The following is a 15,064-nucleotide window of genomic DNA, read 5'->3' on the forward strand; positions in this document are numbered from 1 at the left end:
CTAGCGAGCTGCTAACGTCGAATCGAGAAAAGATAGTATATAACCATGCTATGATTGGTGCAGGTCGAAGTATGACGAACATCATTTAAGCAGATATCAACCTTTGGCTTTAAGACACCAACCATACCATAATAATAAAGGATACAGCACAATGACCGAAAGTACCTCAACTCAAAATGCCTTGAATAAAAGCCACTCAGTTATACCGACATTGCTTACGGATAAAGTCGCAATCGTTACTGGAGCCAGTCGTGGGCTTGGTGCACAGATTGCACAGCAAATGGCGGCAGCAGGCGCTATCGTTTGCGTCAACTACCTCAATAGTAAACAGGCTGCTGAGACGATAGTGGCTGATATCATCGCGACAGGCGGTCAAGCATTTGCTTATCAGGCGGATGTCACCGAGCTTGAGCAAGTACAAGCCATGGCAGCTGAAATCATCACTCGTCATGGTCGTATCGATATATTGGTCAATAATGCTTTGCCCAGTTATCAGTTCAATCCAAGCGCTGCGTACACCAGTATCGAAACGGTTAAGTGGACGCATTTTTCACAACAAATGGACGGTATTGTTAAAGGCGCGGTCAATATGGTGCAAGCGGTGCTGCCGCAAATGAAAGCGCAGCAAGTAGGTAAAATTATTAATATCTCAACCAATCTTGTCTACAACCCAGTGGTTACCTATTATGATTACACCACGGCTAAATCAGCATTAATTGGGCTAACGCGCAATCTCGCGAGCGAACTTGGTAAATATGGTATTCGGGTGAATTTGCTAGCAGGTGGCTTATTAAAAACCACCGACGCAAGCAGCTTAACCACTGAAGAGGTATTTGATTATATCGCGACTACAACACCGCTGCGCCAAGCGACTTCAGTAGCTGACTTTGCCAATTCAGTATTGCTCATGGCATCTGATTTGAGCATGGCTATTACTGGACAATCTATCGCCGTCGATGGTGGCTTGACCATGCCTTAATTGAGGCCTTAACTGATTGCTTAACGCTCTATTGGATTTGTAGAAGGTATAAAATGATCATCAATGTATTGAAGTCATCACCGCTACAGTTTTCAGTTGAAACGTCTATATAAAATTAGCCCATAATAAAAAGCCCTTACTAGTCAGCTAGTAAGGGCTTTTTTTAAATAAATATTAATGGTTTTATGTGCCTGAACAGTTTTATGACTTCATTGCTAACTGATTAAGCACGGTTTGAATACCATACTCTTCAATCGTCCCAGTAACGAAGTTAGCGCGTTCTATTAAAGCTGGCTGTGCATCTCCCATGGCCACAGCAAATCCAACCAAGTCAAACATTTCTAGGTCATTCATACCATCACCAAATGCCATACACTCGCTTGCATCTACCGCATAGTACTCGCATACATCTTTGATACCGCGAGCTTTTGATGCCTCTGCTGGTAATATGTCAGCACCAATCTGATGCCAATGTACCAGCTTTAAATCGTATTGAGCAAAATCGATGTCTTGCATTTTTTCTTGCTGATTGTTAAAAAATACCGAACACTGATACACGGTATTTAATTTGTAGTACTCAGGGTCAAGGATCGAATTGGGCGTGACCGCATTGAACTCGCGTAAACGTTCATTTTCGCCTGACCAAGCGATATGAGTGGCAGAGTCAAACTTATGAATCAAATCACTCTGCTGACACAGGCGTACGATTTTATCTGTCTGTTCAGCCGTTAATGGGTAGTGGCTGATTCGGCCGCTTTTATCAAAACTATATTGTCCATTCATACAAATAATGGCGTCCAATATATCTGCATCAAGCAACGCTAGAATATCTTCAGGCAGTATGGCTTTAGAACGACCAGTCGAAATCACTAGTTTAATATCGGTATCTGCAAGCTGCTCAAGCGTCGCTTTATTGTGTTCAGCGATGATGCCGTTACGGCTCAAGGTATCATCGATGTCAAAAAAGATGATTTTTGGGGTCGAGATCTTAGTAGTCATACTTTCTTTGGCAATCTTATCTTCGATAAACATGATAATCCTATTATTTTTAGTCGTGTAGATACAATGATTCAGATACTACTACAACATACCCAATCAGATAAATACCTATCGAGTAACCTATGATGCTACAAGCATGCTTATTAATACAGTATCCGCATAATTGTCTGTAAGGTTGTTCATGGCCTGTTCAGAGGATTAACAAAAATGCTAAACGATATGACTAACTTAACCGTGTTTATTTATTATAAAGTTATATTAAATTATCAAAACCAATCTACGAAATAAGATGGTCTATTCCTATTAATGCATCGGCTACCTAAAGGAACAAGCATGAACTTTTTCACCTTAAAATCGATTACAGTTTTTGCAACATTAGCTTTATCTGCCAATGCTTTTGCAATGGATGTTAAATTTAATGATGCTGCTTGGGATGGCAAGAAAATACCTGAAGGGCAGCAATGTCTAAATTATGATGGCAAAAGTCCAGCCACGCCTAGCATGACTGTTTCAAACATTCCGGCAGGCACGGAGAGCTTGGTATTCGTCTATAACGATGTAAGCAACAAACGTATGCAGCATGGTAGGCATGGTATCGTAGAGTTCGCACTACCAGAGGGCGCTACGAGCGCAGAAGTGCCACAAGTATTTGGTCACACTTACGAAGTACCAGTCGGTATTGAGATGGTCGCAGAATACCGTAATCGTAAAGGCGAGGCAGGCGGTGCATATAAGCCGCCTTGCTCTGGCGGTAAAAACTATCTGTATACGGTAGATGTACAAGCATGGCAAGGTGATTCGGTACTTGCTGAGACAACAGTTGAAATGGGTCGGTATTGATACGTTAGCTATTCAATTAATATGCAACAATTAGTATGCAACAAAGTCGTCTATACAAAACTGTTTATACATAGTGTAGACGGCTTTTTATTGAAGGTAAGTTGTGTTTTATATACCTATAAATACGCTAACTTAATAAACATGATAGACCCTGATAAATGCTTGTAGAGTTTAGTCTATAAGTAAACATGACTTAGTCATATAAGTGCGTTGCGGCAGGGCTATAGGAGAATATAGATTAGGCTTGTTAACTATTTGAATAATGCCAAGATACTGAACGTGACAACTTTGTAGTATAATTTTACTACTATAGATATCGGTATGCTATATCATTGAAACTTCTATGTTATAAATCTAAAAAAATCATAGCAAATGATAAAAATGTTATTAATTATACTTTATCTTAAAGTATACCTTGATTTGAATGAATTATTTTATAAATAAGGTTTCTTATGAACATAACGACAAGCCAACCTTCAGAAGATAGAAAAAGGCATGGCGAGCATATTCTTATCCACATGACATATATCGCCAAAAATGTCGATCTAGATTCTGGGATTGAGCTGACTCGCGCACTTGAGTACTGGCGCAGATATTTTGAAGAGAACGATATCGTTTCAGCTTTAGTCATTAGCGAAGGTTATTTCGTTCAAAGTTTTCAAGGAACAAGACCTGCTATCAATACTGCCTTGGAAAAGATACTTGACGAGCATTCCACTATTGTCCCTAATATTGTGAATATAGAGGAAATCGAATCGCGCCAATGGAAAGGGTTTTTAGTTAAACATCTAACCTCAAGCGTTGAAGATGAAGAGCATGCTCTAAAGAACTTTTCAGCAGGCTCGGACTACAATCCTTATCTAATGAAAAGCTCTCAGATTGAAAGCTTTTTGAAAGCGATATTTGAAGATGTTGAATCTAATTAATTTTAAATGAGTGGCATTTAGTTTTTAAGCTATTACCTCTTAGAATAGGTAATAGCCACTTGCCCTAGCTAAAATATAGAAGCCGTCTATACCTGTGTATAGGCGGCTTTTTGTTGAAAGCAAATTAGCAGTATCGGTACAGGATGTTTTCTTAGCAATTGGACAGAATATTGGCGGATGTTCATAAGTGACTATTCATACCTGACTCTTGCAGGATTTAACTACTAAAAATGACCTAGTGATACCTGTTTTTGCCATGTTATTTTAAAGTATGAATGATAAGAAACTGGTCAATTACCAAGAGTTTTATTGATTATACTTTATGATAAAGTGTATATTAATTTATGTACTTATTATATAAATGGATTTTCTTATGCAAATAACGACCAGTCAAACTTCAGAAAATAGGAAAAGACATGGCGAGCATCTGCTGATTAGCCTAACGTATATCGGTAAAAACATCGAAATGAAAACAGGTATAGAGTTGACTCGTGCTCTTGAGCAATGGCGAAGATACTTTGAGGAAAGTGGGTTAGTTGCAGCGCTTGTGATCAATGACGGTTACTTTGTTCAAAACATTCAAGGCTCAAGACCGGCGGTCAACGCTGCTCTAGCGAAGATAATTGATGAGCATTTCAAGATTGTTCCTAATGTTGTCAAGGTGGAAGAGATAGAAGCGCTTCGGTGGGATGGGTTCGTAACCAAACACCTGACGGAAAGTGCCGAAGATGAGGAGTATGCCTTAAAAAGTTTCTCAGCAGGTTTTGATTTCAATCCTTACCTAATGAAAAGTACTCAGATTGAAAGCTTTTTGACAGCGATATTTGAAGATGGTTAATTCATAAATTATAGATGCGTAGTATGCGTTTAGTATAAAGACTGTCTGCTCTAACCAGCATAAAAAAGCCGTATATACTTGTGTATAGACAGCTTTTTGTCCGATTGAATTTATTATTAAAAATTTATTTTCCTAATGCTACCGATGTTCCACCCCGAAAAATTGACACCATCATCAACTAGTAAATTATCATTATTAGGCTCGAACGGACTTATCCCTGACATAATGAGGTCATTTATTTTATCTGTTTGTTCGTCCGATAAACTGTCCCACCATATAGGTGAAATAAATGTATTTTCAGCAACTCCAAAAAAGAACCTTATTAGCGCACTAAAAGTTTTGTTCTCTTCCAAAGCTAGTAGCGAGTTGATAAAACTTAATACTTTAGTAGAGTTTTTTAGCCAACTAAAAACTACATATCCTTTGCCATTACTAGAAAATGAATTAAAAACTAAGTGCTCAGCAACAATACTTAGATCACCTAAATCTTGGATTAAATTTCCATCAAAGTCATTTAAAGGTGCAACAATTGAAGAAACAGCGATAGGCATAGGTGATGTTGAGTCAATAATGAGATGGCTTAAATTGCCAAATGGTTTTCCTAGGAGCTGATCATCAAGCTCAGACTTAAGTTCCAATAATTCTGCGAGAGCAGCATTGAGAGCTTTCTGTTGATCTGCAACGAAATTTTGAATAGATAATTGACCCAATAGGTGCTTACCTTTATCACCATTTTTAGCAAACTCGGAATTGTTAAGCGCAGCTTCTTTAGCATAAAGCTCTTTCGCTACTGAACGATACATTAGAGCTAAACACTGTTCATCATCTCCAACAAACTCCCTATCTTCAACACAAGAAAAAAGAGACTTATCATGTGTTGAGCAGAATCCTTTGAATGTGGATGCTTGATTAATACCTATCTTTTCAGGAACTAGCTTTCCTTCATTTTTTATAATATTCGCTAAGTTTATTTTTAATCCTAAAACATGACCGCTTTCATCTGCAATTTCTTTTAGGCTGCTACTTTTTGAAACGGTATGAGCATTAATAATTTTTTTACTGCACTCATGTTTTAAATCAGCAGGAACATAACAACACTTTCGCGAAGCATTTTTCTGACTGTAACCTATAGCATCTCCTTTACTTACAGGAGACTCATTCTCACGTCCAAGATGACAATGTTTGAACTTCTTTCCTGAACGACACCAACATTTCTCATTACGTCCCATTTTCATAAATTCCTACTTGTTTTTACTTTAACGACGAAATATTGAATAATAGAGCGAAATTACCAATATCCTATTTAGCAAGAGATGTGATTGTGTGAGCGAGTATTTCTTCAGTAAAGAAGTTCAAACTCCTGCCAGCTACCCAACCTCAACACTCGTGACATTCTGAAAGCCTCTTGGCAACTGCCCACCACGATTACCGCGAACACCCGTATAGTTAGCCAAATCATTTGGCTTGAGTGTCACATGGCGTTTGCCAGCGGTAATGACAAGACTGTCTTGCTGACTAAGTGGTGTGATAGCGAGCACTTCTTCACCGTCTTTCAACTTAATAAGTTTGTTCCCTTTACCGCGAGCTTGTTCAGGCAAATCATCAAGAGCAAATATCAGTAGGTATCCTGCATTGGTTGCAACGGCAATATGATCAGGTGTCACACGTATATTGCTATTTTCACCTTCGGTATTAGCGGCCGTCTCAACTGGTACGTCGATACGTGCAACAGGGAGCAAGCGACTATCAGTTGCTAGGTTAATGACGTTTTTACCAGCTTTTTGGTTGCTATCGAGATTACCAATGGTATTGATAAAACCATAACCTGCTGAACTAGCAAGGATAATGCGTTGCTCGTTATCACCCGTTAGTAGCTGCTCAAAGCTAGCGCCTGCTGGCGGCTTTAACACACTGGTTAGCGGATCACCTTGACCACGCGCAGACGCTAAGTTGTGCGCATCAATACTGTAGCTGCGTCCCGTACTGTCGAGTACGTAAATTCTTTCGTTAGATTTGCCGCGCACGTGCGCTTGATAGCTGTCACCTGAGCGATAACTCATACCAGCGGCATCGACATCATGACCCTTGGCAGCACGAATCCAACCTGCTTTTGATAAGATGGCAGTGACCGGCTCACTCGGTACGAGATCTGACTCTTTCAGTGCTTGCGCCTCTTCACGCTCTGCTAATGGTGATACACGCTCATTGCCATGTTCTTTCATATCGGCGGTAAGCTCGTCAATCATCAGATTGGTTAGACTGTCTGGATTGTCTAAGTACTCTTGAATAATAGCGCGCTCAGCAGCCAATTCGTCTTGCTCGCGGCGCAGCTCAATTTCCTCTAACTTTGCCAACTGACGCAAACGAATATCCAAGATAGCATTGGCTTGAATGTCAGTCAGGTCATAATCCTGCATCAAGGTCGCTTTTGGATCATCCTCTTCACGAATGATGCGAATCACTTCATCAATATTCAGATAAGCAATCAGCAAGCCCGCCAAAATATGCAAGCGCTTATCGATTTTATCGAGGCGATATTGCAAGCGTCGCGTGACCACCGAGCGGCGACAGATTAACCATTCTTCCAGGACTTCTTTTAAGTTTTTTACCTGCGGCTTACCATTTAAGCCAATCATATTCATATTGACGCGGTAATTACTTTCTAGGTCAGTACTAGCAAACAGATGGCTCATGACACGATCGACATCGACTCGCGTTGAGCGCAGCTCAAGGACGATGCGACAAGCATTTTCGTGATCAGATTCATCATGAATATCCGTCACCCAAGGCAGCTTTTTATCGGTCATAAGCTTAGCGATTTGCTCTTGAATTTTGTTGCCTGAAACTTGGTAAGGAAGCGCATCAATGATGACGAGATTCTTTTCTTTAGAGTCAACGTGAAAGGTGGCGCGCATCTTATAACTGCCACGTCCAGTCTCGTACATCGCTTGCAAATCTTTTTTACTAGTGATGATTTCCGCTGGTGTTGGTAGGTCAGGTGCTGGTATCGATTGGGTAAGCTGCTTAACCGACAGCTCTGGGTTTTTGAGCAAACGAATGGCCGCACGTACCACTTCATTGAGATTATGCGGTGGAATATCCGTTGCCATACCAACAGCAATACCTGTCGTACCGTTCAACAGAATATTAGGCAGGCGGGCAGGTAAGGTCGTTGGTTCTTGCATCGTACCATCAAAGTTATCTTGCCAGTCGACTGTACCTTGACCCAATTCTGCTAGCAACGTATTGGCATAAGCCGACATTTTAGCTTCGGTATAACGCATCGCCGCAAAGGATTTCGGATCATCTGGGCTACCCCAGTTACCTTGACCAGTGATAAGCGGATAGCGATAGCTGAACGGCTGAGCCATCAGTACCATGGCTTCATAACAAGCGCTATCACCATGCGGATGGTATTTACCCAATACGTCACCGACCGTACGTGCGGATTTCTTCGCCTTAGCAGAGGACTTTAGCCCAAGCTCGCTCATGGCATAAACGATGCGACGCTGGACAGGTTTTAGACCGTCGGCAATATTTGGCAGCGCCCGATCCATGATGACGTACATGGCATAGTTGAGATAGGCCTGCTCAGTGAACTCTGCGACTGAACGAGTATCCATCGGCTCATTGGGAATAATTGGGGCGATCGTATGATCAATAACATCAGACATAAAATAGGATTCACTTATCAGTTTTAATAGGTATAGATAATTGGTTCAAGCATAAAAATAGGATAGTGCTATCGTAAAGGATATTGCACCAATTAAAAAGACGTATGTCAGAATATACGACATCTCGTGACGTGCTTAAAACAAGCGCTTATAAGGGTTTTTTATAGTGTGTTGACTCATAGCTTTTATAGATCAAGTTAAGTATAGTAAATCTAATATTTGTTTTTTATAGGGTTAATAAATGTCTTAAGGTTTAATCCTTTTTATTTAATATATTTTGTCTATCATCAATCCAAAAACAGTAGGTTCAAAATAGTCTTAATGCAAAATTAATAACTGAAAGTATGACAGTTAGTAGACTAAATAAGGCGTCTGCTTTGCCTATTTAAATAGCATTAACCATATATTGACATGGACAAGTCGCTACTGAATTATCTTACAATAAGGAATTTCTGTTATGTCATTTGACCCTTTATCTAAAATATCTGCCTCTACAATGCTGAAAAACGAAAGTAAGCACCTAGGGAAAAACGTTACTAGAAATGTGCTGTTGATTACTGCTATAGCCAGTCTAGGATTGACAGCCTGTAGCCCTTCACAAATGAGCAAAACGCTACCAGCCGAGACAAGCAGCACAGTCAATCAAGATGCAGCAGTGGTGTCAGAGTTTATCATGGCGTCACCCAGTGTTAAGCACTCAGTCATCAGCCAACAGATGATGATACGTTCTGCGGCGCAGACAGGTATCGTACGCCCATTACCGAGCATCATAGTCACGCCAGAGGCAAAAGACAACTATCAAAAAAACGCAGCCAATCGTGTACATCGAACTACGGATATGGCGGTATCAACCTTGTCTATCGATACCGATACGGGCAGCTACGCCAATGTGCGCCGCTATTTAAACGATGGTCAACTACCACCTGTTAATGCTGTACGCGTAGAGGAATTGATTAATTATTTTAACTATCAATTTGATGATGGCAAACGCTTAGGTAGCGCCCCGTTTGTTGTGTCAACTGAAGTAGTAGACTCACCTTGGGATAGAGCAGATCAGGATAATAAAATCGTCAAAGTTGGTATCAAGGCCGTTGATAGTAGCTGGTCGCAAAAAACGGATAAGCAATCTATGCCACCTGCCAACCTTGTGTTTTTAGTAGATGTGTCAGGCTCTATGTCGTCGCGCGATAAACTGCCATTGGCACAGTCATCGCTCAAGCTGTTGACAGAGCAAATGCGCGCCCAAGACATTATCAGCATCGTGACCTATTCAGGTAGTACTAGTGTGGCATTGCCTGCGACCAATGGTGACCAAAAAGCAAAAATCTTGTCTGCGATCGATGGATTGAATGCCTCAGGCTCGACCAATGGGGAAGATGCTCTTAAATTGGCCTACAGACAAGCTGAGCAAGGACTAAAAAAGAACGGTATCAATCGAATCATGATGTTAACGGATGGCGATTTTAACGTTGGTATTAGTGATGTCGATGAGATGTTGGATTTGGTCAAAGCAAATCGCGATCGCGGTATCTCTTTATCTACCGTTGGCTTTGGTCGCGGCAACCTTAATGATCACATGATGGAACAGATGGCGGACAACGGCAATGGTAATTACAGTTATATTGACAGTCTAACTGAAGCAAAAAAAGTTTTTGGTGATGAATTGGCCGCGACATTTAACACCGTCGCTAAAGACGTAAAAGTCCAAGTTGAGTTTAATCCTGATGTGGTGAGCGAGTGGCGCTTGATTGGTTATGAAAATCGCGTACTGGCTGAAGAAGATTTCAATAATGACAAAATTGATGCAGGTGAGCTTGGGGCAGGTAAGGCGGTTATCGTTTTGTTTGAAGTGACACCAAAAGGTCAAAAAGGGTTATATAGCGATCGTCGATATGCTGACAGCAATGCCAGTATTAGTTCGAATAATAAACAGAACTCTAATGAGCTTGGCTATCTAAAAATTCGTTATAAAGCACCGACAGGTGGTAGCTCCAAACTGATTAGCCAACCGATTAATAAAGCTAGCCACGCTTTAAATAAAGCCAGTATCGATACCCAGTTTGCGATGGCAGTAGCAGGATTCGGTCAACGCTTGACTCAAAGCGATTATATTAATGACTGGCAGTACAGTGATAGCACTAAACTTGCCAAAAGTAGTATCGCAGATAGATCGAGTAGCGATACTGATGGTACTCGTCGCAATTTTGTGACGTTGACTGAGCTGGCGAGTGCGCTAAAAAATAGCCGATAGTGAACAGATATCGTGTCGGGATGGTCATTAGGGAGCAAAAGTCAATGGTCATATTTTCTAATGGTATGACTGGTATTTTTAATCTAATGTATTGATATGTATGGAGATATCGAGCGTCAAGCCTATTTGAGAACTGGTGTAGCAATCTTTTGTATTGAGTACTATGTATAAAGTGTGTATGTTAATGAACAAAGGGCTATTTACCGCTATATTGTTCGCTCAGCACTATACAAATATGTCGCAGCCTTGCTTTTTATCATAATGATAGGCAAGGCTCTGACGTTTTGTATATTTATCACACTGTGATTGGCGTGGGTTGACGGTAATGTATTATTACTAGGAGAGAAAAGATTATGGAAAATCAAGGAAACTTAACCCGTCGTGACGATAAAGTTTGGCTAAAAACGTATGAAGAACTTGGTCTGGAGTATGACATTGAATTGCCAGCCGACAATACGTCACTTATCGATATTTTCGAAAAAAGCTTCGCTGAAAATGCTGATAAAACTGCCTATATCTGCATGGGTTCATCGTTAAGCTTCCAGGAAGTAGATTTATACAGCCGTCAAATGGCCGCTTATCTACAGTCATTAGGATTGGTCAAAGGCGATAAAGTTGCGGTCATGATGCCCAACATTTTGCAGTTACCAATCTCTGTCATCGCTGTACTACGTGCAGGCTTTACCTTAGTCAACGTCAACCCTCTGTACACTACCAGAGAGCTTGAGCATCAGTTGACTGATTCAGAAGCCAAAGTGCTAATCATGGTCGAAAACTTTGCCAAAACCTATCAAGACATCGGTCGCAATGTGGTCGATAAAGTCGTGATTACGGGTATGGGCGATTTGATGGGTACGCTCAAAGGCTTTATGGTCAATACAGTCGTCCGCCATGTCAAAAAAATGGTACCAGACTATAGTATTTCTAATAGCGTTAGTTTCAAAAGTGCATTAAAGCAAGTCACCGCTAGTAAATATAAGCGCCCAACCAATATCACGCTTGATGATATCGCTGTCCTACAGTATACCGGTGGTACGACAGGTGTGGCGAAAGGTGCGATGCTAACGCACAAAAACTTGGTGGCAAACTTAATTCAGTCTAATACCTTTTTGGGCACCGCTTTTGATGATTTCGATCAAAGAGGTGAGCAACCTGTGATTATGACGGCATTGCCGATGTATCATATTTTCTCATTTACCGTATGTGGCATGTTCGGTCTGTATCGCGGTTGTGTGGTGCTATTAGTACCAAACCCACGTGATCTTGATAGCTTGTTAAAAGCATATAAAGCCAATCCACCAGCGTTCTTCCCAGCGGTAAACACGTTGTTCAACGCGCTTGCCAACAACGAAGAATTTATAGCGATGGATCATAGCAAGCTGCGTCAATCGATGGGCGGCGGCATGGCAGTATTGAGCCCAACAGCCGAAAAATGGCGCCAAGTGACAGGTAATATTATTATTCAAGGTTATGGCTTGTCTGAAACATCACCAGTCGCGACCGCTAACCCTAGCAACAGCAAGACATTCACTGGCACTATTGGTGTCCCTATGCCAGCAACCGATGTGGCGATCTTAGATGATGCTGGTAATGAAGTGGCACTTGGTGAGCGCGGTGAGATTAGTGTTCGTGGTCCACAGGTCATGAAAGGTTACTGGAACCGTGAAGATGCTACTGCCGAAGTCATGACAGCAGATGGATTCTTCCGTACTGGTGATATCGGTATTATGGCTGACAACGGATATGTGACCATCGTTGACCGCAAAAAAGACATGATTTTGGTGTCTGGTTTTAACGTTTATCCGAATGAAGTCGAAGAAGTCATGGCTGGACATCCTAAGATTTTAGAATGTGGTGTCATCGGTATCGAAGATGAGAAGAGCGGTGAGATTCCTAAGATCTATGTTGTCCGTAACGATCCAAGTCTGACCACCGAAGAAGTTCTTGAGTACGGTAAAGAGAACCTAACAGGTTATAAGCGTCCTCGTCGTGTTGAGTTTATTGATGAGCTACCAAAATCGAATGTTGGTAAGATTTTGCGTAAAGATCTACGCGTACTTGAAGAAAAGAACCACGGTTAATTTGCTGATACACGTACCTAGAAAGTTGTTTGATAGATGCGTGTATTAACCAAAGATACATGTGAAAGTAACGCACGATTAGATGCTGTAGTAACTAAAGTAGTAACCAAAAATGATAAGGCTGCAACCATGCTGTCTTATCATTTTTTTGTCTTTATCGCTTTTGATATTTGCGGATGACAGCTACTATTAATAGAGAATATCTATTAAAACTGCTATAGTGCCCATCGACGTATTTTTGTTTTTGTCCAAAAAACCGTACTGGTTTTGCTTAAGGTAACTGGTGAAATCATGGTAGTAAATACTGTTCTCGACTTGGTCGTGCTGAGTGGTAGTATTATTTATCATAGACCCAGTAACACACTTTAATTTGCAAAGCTTATGAATGACAAACCCGATCATACTTATCTATTTCTTATTCATAAGCTTCTGCTGTCAGCAATAATCATAAAAAATGGTGTTTCCATTAGCATATTCAATGTTTTTAACAGTAACATTTAGGGAAAATTATGACGGATAATATTAATAAAAAAACGACAGATAATAGCGCTGCAACTGATGATAAAGCCAATACTACCAACGACGTTTATCAAAGTAATGCATTTCCTACTATGCCGACCATCGATAGTGATAGTCCGTGGCTGAGCGCTTATGAGCGCTATAGCATCGATGCTACTATTGAGATGCCAGAAGACAATACCTCTTTACTGGATGTGTTCGAGCGTAATTTTAGCCGTTATGGTCAAAAACCTGCCTATATCTGCATGGGCTCATCGATTACTTTTAAGCAATTAGATCTATATAGCCGACAGATTGCTAGCTATTTGCAGTCAATAGGACTGGTCGCAGGCGATAAAGTTGGGGTCATGATGCCCAACGTCTTGCAGTATCCAGTGGTTGCTTTGGGTATCATTCGTGCAGGGATGGTGTTGGTCAATGTAAACCCTCTATACACTAGCCGTGAGCTGTCACATCAGTTGCATGACAGTGGTGCTAAAGCACTATTTATCGTTGAAAACTTTGCTAAGACGTATCAAGAGGCCGAAGACAAAGGTCAGGTAGAGCATGTAGTGGTGTGTACCATTGGCGATATGCTAGGTACGATTAAAGGAGCTGTGGTCAACCTCGTGGCTCGCCATGTCAAAAAGATGATTCCTGCTTATAGCATACCGAATAGCGTGAGTTTTAAGCATGCCTTAAATGCTGAGTCAGCCAGTAAGTACCAGCGCCCTGAGTTGAACTTAAGCGATGTGGCCTTGCTGCAATATACCGGTGGTACGACAGGAGTCGCGAAAGGCGCAATGCTGTCTCATGGTAATCTAGTCGCCAACATGCTACAGGTCAGTGCGCTGATGAACAGTGCATTTGATGATGATATAGATGGTAGAGATGTGATTTTGACTGCACTGCCGCTATATCACGTATTCTCATTTATGGTCTGCGGTATGTGTAGTATGTACCAAGGTTATGCCTCGCTACTCATTCCGAATCCGCGCGATCTTGATGGGCTTATCAAAGAGATGGCCAAGTACAAGCCAGCGTTTATCCCTGCTGTGAATACTTTGTTTAACGGCTTAGTACACAAAGATAACTTTGCTGATTTGGACTTTTCTAATCTCAAAGCGTCTATCGGCGGTGGTATGTCAGTATTGCCTAGCGTAGCGAAAGAATGGCATAAAATCACTGGTCTGCCTATCGTTGAAGGTTATGGCTTGTCTGAGACCTCACCTGTGGTGGCTTTTAATCCGATGACCATTGCAGAATTTACCGGAAAAATCGGTATTCCTGCGCCTAGTACCGATATCGTACTCATTGATGATGACGAAAATATAGTAGCCATGGGCGATCGCGGTGAAATCTGCGTAAAAGGTCCACAGGTCATGATTGGTTATCAGAATCGTCCGAAAGAAACTGCTGAATCCTTTACAGCTAGTGGCTACTTAAAAACTGGCGATATTGGAATCATGGACGAAAAAGGCTTTATCAAAATTGTCGATCGCAAAAAAGATATGATTTTGGTGTCTGGTTTCAACGTCTATCCAAACGAAATCGAAGAGGCGATGAGTGAACATCCAGCAGTCGTAGAATGCGGTGCTATTGGTGTTCCGAACGATGATCGCGGCGAAGAGCCAAAGCTGTTTGTGGTCAAAAAAGGCGACGTGACTGAAAAAGAACTATTGGAATATGGCAAAAAACAACTGACTGGCTATAAGCGCCCACGTCATATACAGTTCGTTGACGAATTACCAAAGTCGAACGTTGGCAAAATCCTACGTAAGGAATTGCGTAAGATGGAAGGGTTAGAATAGCTTATATTTGACATTCTGTTGATAACGGTGGCGTAATGGCAGGCGCGAATCTTGCTATTGCGCCGTTGTCACGTTAGGATATCTTAAGATTTTAGTCGACTACATACCTATCAATGTGTTTGCTAACGACTGATAGGTAGTTTTATGACACTGCTTTTATAACATTG

10 protein-coding genes are annotated in these 15,064 nt (G+C 41.2%); 7 read left to right on the forward strand and 3 right to left on the reverse strand.

The features are described 5' to 3' along the window. Positions 1–151: 151 nt before the first annotated feature. Positions 152–979 (forward strand): 3-oxoacyl-ACP reductase, encoded by an 828-nt coding sequence (locus tag QL886_RS09990; RefSeq protein ID WP_290178595.1) that lies wholly within the window; start codon positions 152–154, stop codon positions 977–979. A gap of 201 nt (positions 980–1,180) precedes the next feature. Here the strand turns inward: QL886_RS09990 and QL886_RS09995 are convergent, their stop codons facing one another. Beyond that, positions 1,181–2,011, reverse strand: a complete 831-nt coding sequence (locus QL886_RS09995) for an HAD family hydrolase (protein ID WP_290178596.1) — start codon at positions 2,009–2,011, stop codon at positions 1,181–1,183. A 300-nt stretch (positions 2,012–2,311) separates the two neighbouring features. Between QL886_RS09995 and QL886_RS10000 the strand changes: the two genes are divergently transcribed. The 3 genes from QL886_RS10000 to QL886_RS10010 all read left to right on the forward strand — a co-directional run bounded on the left by QL886_RS10000 (position 2,312) and on the right by QL886_RS10010 (position 4,582). Next, complete coding sequence (locus QL886_RS10000; protein WP_290178597.1) at positions 2,312–2,818, forward strand: hypothetical protein; 507 nt, start codon at positions 2,312–2,314, stop codon at positions 2,816–2,818. A gap of 452 nt (positions 2,819–3,270) precedes the next feature. After that, on the forward strand, positions 3,271–3,744 hold the full coding sequence (locus QL886_RS10005; RefSeq protein WP_201568660.1) for a BLUF domain-containing protein: 474 nt from the start codon (positions 3,271–3,273) through the stop codon (positions 3,742–3,744). Between the two features lie 373 nt (positions 3,745–4,117). Beyond that, positions 4,118–4,582 carry a BLUF domain-containing protein gene (locus QL886_RS10010; protein ID WP_290178599.1) on the forward strand — a complete coding sequence of 155 codons (465 nt, stop codon included), beginning with the start codon at positions 4,118–4,120 and terminating at the stop codon, positions 4,580–4,582. Between the two features lie 116 nt (positions 4,583–4,698). On the opposite strand, the gene QL886_RS10015 is transcribed toward QL886_RS10010, so the two are convergent. Beyond that, on the reverse strand, positions 4,699–5,817 hold the full coding sequence (locus tag QL886_RS10015; protein WP_290178600.1) for an SEC-C domain-containing protein: 1,119 nt from the start codon (positions 5,815–5,817) through the stop codon (positions 4,699–4,701). A gap of 132 nt (positions 5,818–5,949) precedes the next feature. After that, the gene (gene parC / locus QL886_RS10020) at positions 5,950–8,256 is read right to left on the reverse strand and encodes a DNA topoisomerase IV subunit A (protein WP_290178601.1); all 2,307 of its coding nucleotides are present in this window, start codon (positions 8,254–8,256) and stop codon (positions 5,950–5,952) included. Between the two features lie 457 nt (positions 8,257–8,713). Between parC and QL886_RS10025 the strand changes: the two genes are divergently transcribed. The 3 genes from QL886_RS10025 (at position 8,714) to QL886_RS10035 (ending at position 14,897) form a co-directional block, all read left to right on the forward strand. Next, complete coding sequence (locus QL886_RS10025) at positions 8,714–10,507, forward strand: von Willebrand factor type A domain-containing protein (protein WP_290178602.1); 1,794 nt, start codon at positions 8,714–8,716, stop codon at positions 10,505–10,507. A gap of 353 nt (positions 10,508–10,860) precedes the next feature. Next, positions 10,861–12,588, forward strand: a complete 1,728-nt coding sequence (locus tag QL886_RS10030) for an AMP-binding protein (RefSeq protein ID WP_201572724.1) — start codon at positions 10,861–10,863, stop codon at positions 12,586–12,588. A 509-nt stretch (positions 12,589–13,097) separates the two neighbouring features. Beyond that, on the forward strand, positions 13,098–14,897 hold the full coding sequence (locus QL886_RS10035) for an AMP-binding protein (RefSeq protein WP_290178603.1): 1,800 nt from the start codon (positions 13,098–13,100) through the stop codon (positions 14,895–14,897). Positions 14,898–15,064: the final 167 nt, after the last annotated feature.

Origin of the sequence: Psychrobacter sp. APC 3281 (assembly GCF_030407815.1) — a bacterium.
Taxonomy (GTDB): domain Bacteria; phylum Pseudomonadota; class Gammaproteobacteria; order Pseudomonadales; family Moraxellaceae; genus Psychrobacter.

What these genes read in the sequence shown, in the direction of transcription:
- QL886_RS09990 (WP_290178595.1), top strand. Translation starts at nt 152, where the DNA reads ATGACCGAAAGTACCTCAACTCAAAATGCCTTGAATAAAAGCCACTCA.
- QL886_RS09995 (WP_290178596.1), bottom strand. Translation starts at nt 2,011, where the DNA reads ATGTTTATCGAAGATAAGATTGCCAAAGAAAGTATGACTACTAAGATC.
- QL886_RS10000 (WP_290178597.1), top strand. Translation starts at nt 2,312, where the DNA reads ATGAACTTTTTCACCTTAAAATCGATTACAGTTTTTGCAACATTAGCT.
- QL886_RS10005 (WP_201568660.1), top strand. Translation starts at nt 3,271, where the DNA reads ATGAACATAACGACAAGCCAACCTTCAGAAGATAGAAAAAGGCATGGC.
- QL886_RS10010 (WP_290178599.1), top strand. Translation starts at nt 4,118, where the DNA reads ATGCAAATAACGACCAGTCAAACTTCAGAAAATAGGAAAAGACATGGC.
- QL886_RS10015 (WP_290178600.1), bottom strand. Translation starts at nt 5,817, where the DNA reads ATGAAAATGGGACGTAATGAGAAATGTTGGTGTCGTTCAGGAAAGAAG.
- parC (WP_290178601.1), bottom strand. Translation starts at nt 8,256, where the DNA reads ATGTCTGATGTTATTGATCATACGATCGCCCCAATTATTCCCAATGAG.
- QL886_RS10025 (WP_290178602.1), top strand. Translation starts at nt 8,714, where the DNA reads ATGTCATTTGACCCTTTATCTAAAATATCTGCCTCTACAATGCTGAAA.
- QL886_RS10030 (WP_201572724.1), top strand. Translation starts at nt 10,861, where the DNA reads ATGGAAAATCAAGGAAACTTAACCCGTCGTGACGATAAAGTTTGGCTA.
- QL886_RS10035 (WP_290178603.1), top strand. Translation starts at nt 13,098, where the DNA reads ATGACGGATAATATTAATAAAAAAACGACAGATAATAGCGCTGCAACT.